This window comes from Deltaproteobacteria bacterium CG11_big_fil_rev_8_21_14_0_20_49_13 (assembly GCA_002796305.1).
GTDB lineage: Bacteria > UBA10199 > UBA10199.
Map to the genome: position 1 here is coordinate 1 of PCWZ01000059.1, position 2,792 is coordinate 2,792.

General features: G+C 48.7%; 3 protein-coding genes and 1 pseudogene (1 of these 4 running past the window's edge). 1 reads left to right on the forward strand and 3 read right to left on the reverse strand.

What is annotated here, in order from left to right; genetic code table 11:
- Positions 1–98 precede the first annotated feature (98 nt).
- Positions 99–530, reverse strand: a complete 432-nt coding sequence (locus COV46_05530) for a DNA-binding protein (GenBank protein ID PIR17090.1) — start codon at positions 528–530, stop codon at positions 99–101.
- 72 nt (positions 531–602) lie between these two features.
- Here COV46_05530 and COV46_05535 point away from each other — a divergent pair, with 72 nt between their 5' ends.
- A complete protein-coding gene (locus COV46_05535) occupies positions 603–2,096 on the forward strand; it encodes a cysteine--tRNA ligase (protein PIR17091.1) in 1,494 nt (497 codons plus the stop codon).
- 92 nt (positions 2,097–2,188) lie between these two features.
- Here COV46_05535 and COV46_05540 read toward each other — a convergent pair whose 3' ends face one another.
- Entirely contained in the window at positions 2,189–2,764 is a 576-nt protein-coding gene (locus COV46_05540) for a hypothetical protein (protein PIR17092.1), read from the reverse strand.
- Positions 2,764–2,792: pseudogene (locus tag COV46_05545) on the reverse strand (hypothetical protein); it runs 166 nt beyond the window's last position. The gene COV46_05540 and the pseudogene COV46_05545 overlap by 1 nt, the downstream one beginning before the upstream one ends.

A 2,792-nucleotide genomic window follows, 5' to 3' on the forward strand; every position in this document is an offset into this window, starting at 1 on the left:
CAATGTATTCATCATTTTTTACTTACCCAAAAATGTTATGAGCCTATCGGCATAAATGCCCTCAAATCACCCACTCATATCCGCGAAGACCCATTTAACTAAAATTTCATCGGCCAGAGATTGGTTTGAGGGTCGAACGTCCGGCCTATCTCAATATCGACCTCCTGCATAAAGACCTCGACAAATGGAGAAACAACGGTCCCTTCCATTAAATGCCCGCCAAAGCCCATTCCCTCTTCTTCGTCAGTTGCAAAGATGTGCGAGTGAACAAGAACGCCCCCCTCTTTTATGGTAATGTTCCCGGCGGCGGAGAGAAGCTCAAAACAATGACGCGCCTCTTTTACGATGTTCTTATACTTCCCCTCTTCATAAAGCCCGCAGGCTATCTTTTTGAGCCCGCCTATCACGGTAAAATAACCGGCCTTTATATTATTCTCTTCCGCCATCTTTTTAAGCGATAAAAGAAGGTCGTCACCGGCATCTAACCTTGCGGCTACGCTTTTGACCACTTTGCAACACCTGTATTCCATAAGAACCTCCTTGCCCCTAGTTATATCGAGGGGCTTGACATGATCGGAATATATCTCTAATCATTATAGTCAATGAAAATATATAACACCTTAACCAAGAAGATCGTCGAATTTACGCCCATCGACCCGCCCAACGTGAACATGTACGTCTGCGGCATCACCGCCTACGATTCATGCCACATGGGGCACGCCAGAGCGGCCGTGGCGTTCGACATGGTCGTTAGATACCTGAAGTTCAATGGTTACAAGGTAAAGTTCGCGAAGAACTATACCGACATCGACGACAAGATAATCAATCGGGCGAACAAAGAAGGACGCAACTGGAAAGAGCTGGCCGAATTTTACATCAAGGAATATGCGGAAGATATGGCGGGCTTGGGAAATTTAAGACCCGATATCGAGCCTCGCGCAACGGACCATATCCCCGAAATGATAGCGACCATACAGAAGCTCTTCGATAAGGGTCTTGCCTATCAGACAAAGAGCGGCATCTATTTTAGTGTGCGCAAGTTCCCTTCTTACGGAAAACTTTCCGGCAAGAACATAGAGGACCTCGAATCGGGCGCGCGCGTGAGCGTTGATGAAGAAAAGAACGATCCATTGGACTTCGCTCTTTGGAAGGCCTCCAAACCCGGCGAACCCGAATGGGCGTCACCGTGGGGCAAAGGCAGACCGGGATGGCATATCGAGTGTTCGGCCATGAGCTCTAAATATCTGGGGCAACCTTTTGATATCCATGGCGGCGGAAGTGATCTCATCTTCCCTCACCACGAGAACGAAATAGCGCAGGCCGAAGGCGCATGCGACTGCCAGTTCGTCAAATACTGGCTCCACAACGGTTTCATAAATATCAACGCCGAAAAGATGAGCAAGAGTCTTGGTAATTTCCTGACGATAAGGGAGATAAGAAAGCGCCACGACTTTGAGGCGGTGCGATATTTCCTGCTTTCGAGCAATTACCGTTCCGCCATCGACTACACAGATGCGGCTATTTCAGAGGCGGCGGTGGCGGTCGACAGGTTCTATGAGATGGCGGCAAGGATGCCGAAGCTGGAAGCAGGAAGCAAGAAGCAGGAGGCAGGAAAAACACCGCCGGAAAAAGAGCTGGCGGAAGCTTTAAACGCGGCTGAAAAGAAGATAACCGACTTCATGGATGACGATCTTAACTCATCCGGCGCGTTCGGCGTTGTATTTGAGCTTGTAAGGCTCACAAATAAATATCTGGATACCGCCTGTCATCCTGAAGGAGCCAAAGCGACCGAAGGATCCCCCGACTTCACTCGCCAGATCTCCTCCAAATGGCATGAGATCGCCGGCATCTTTAATGCCATTTTCGGGATATTTGGAAGCGAACCGCAAGGGTACCAGAATCGCCGCAAGAATATCGCCACATCCTCAAAGGGCGTTGATACCGCGGCAGTAGAAACCCTCATCGCCGACCGCGCCACCGCACGAAAGGCAAAAGACTTTGCATCGGCCGACGCCATAAAAAAACAGCTGACTGATATGGGCGTCGAGTTCAAGGACAAACCGGACGGAACGACGGAGTGGAAGGTTAAAAGGTAAAATAGATGAAAAGTGAATTATTCAAGCCTGACCCTTGTGTACTCAAATGTTCAATTCGGAATCCCGAATGTCTGGATAGTTCCTATGAGATTTTAAAAATACCATCCCAAATGCAGGTAAACTGCCGGAAGATAATAATTTAGGCCATGGATGCGGTTGTAATCGAATGTTACTTCCGGAGCCATAACGAAGTGCTTCGTTAGCCTGAATTCATAACCGGCGCCGCCTCCGATAACGAAACCAAACTTTGATTTCTCGATCGTTGTTATCACGCCGCCAGTTGTGGAACTATCGCTGACCGAACCATTACTAAATCCTCCGCCAAGATTGACGTAGAAATTATCGTATACGAAATATTGCACCTTAGCCTGTTCCTGAACTACATCATAATCGAGGCCATTTTTTCTAGTGAAGAAATAGCTACTATCCCAGTAGATCAAGAGACTTTCATTCAGACCACCGCCCAATCTGAACCTTGCACCGCCAACGACCTGCTTAATGGCGTTGGTCTCGCCGCCCACGGTCGGTCCGAGGCCGATCAAGAAACCCTTACGCGGCGCAAATTCCGTTGCTTGCGCAACATTTAAACTGCAAAACATCACTACTGCAACCAGCAGGACAACGGGCAATTTTCTGAACATTGACATCTCCTTTGTTTGGCTCTTCATTAGCGTCGCATATTACCCCCCCCCCCCC

Coding starts and splice junctions, on each gene's coding strand:
- COV46_05540 (PIR17092.1), bottom strand. CDS start 2,764: ATGAAGAGCCAAACAAAGGAGATGTCAATGTTCAGAAAATTGCCCGTT.
- COV46_05535 (PIR17091.1), top strand. CDS start 603: ATGAAAATATATAACACCTTAACCAAGAAGATCGTCGAATTTACGCCC.
- COV46_05530 (PIR17090.1), bottom strand. CDS start 530: ATGGAATACAGGTGTTGCAAAGTGGTCAAAAGCGTAGCCGCAAGGTTA.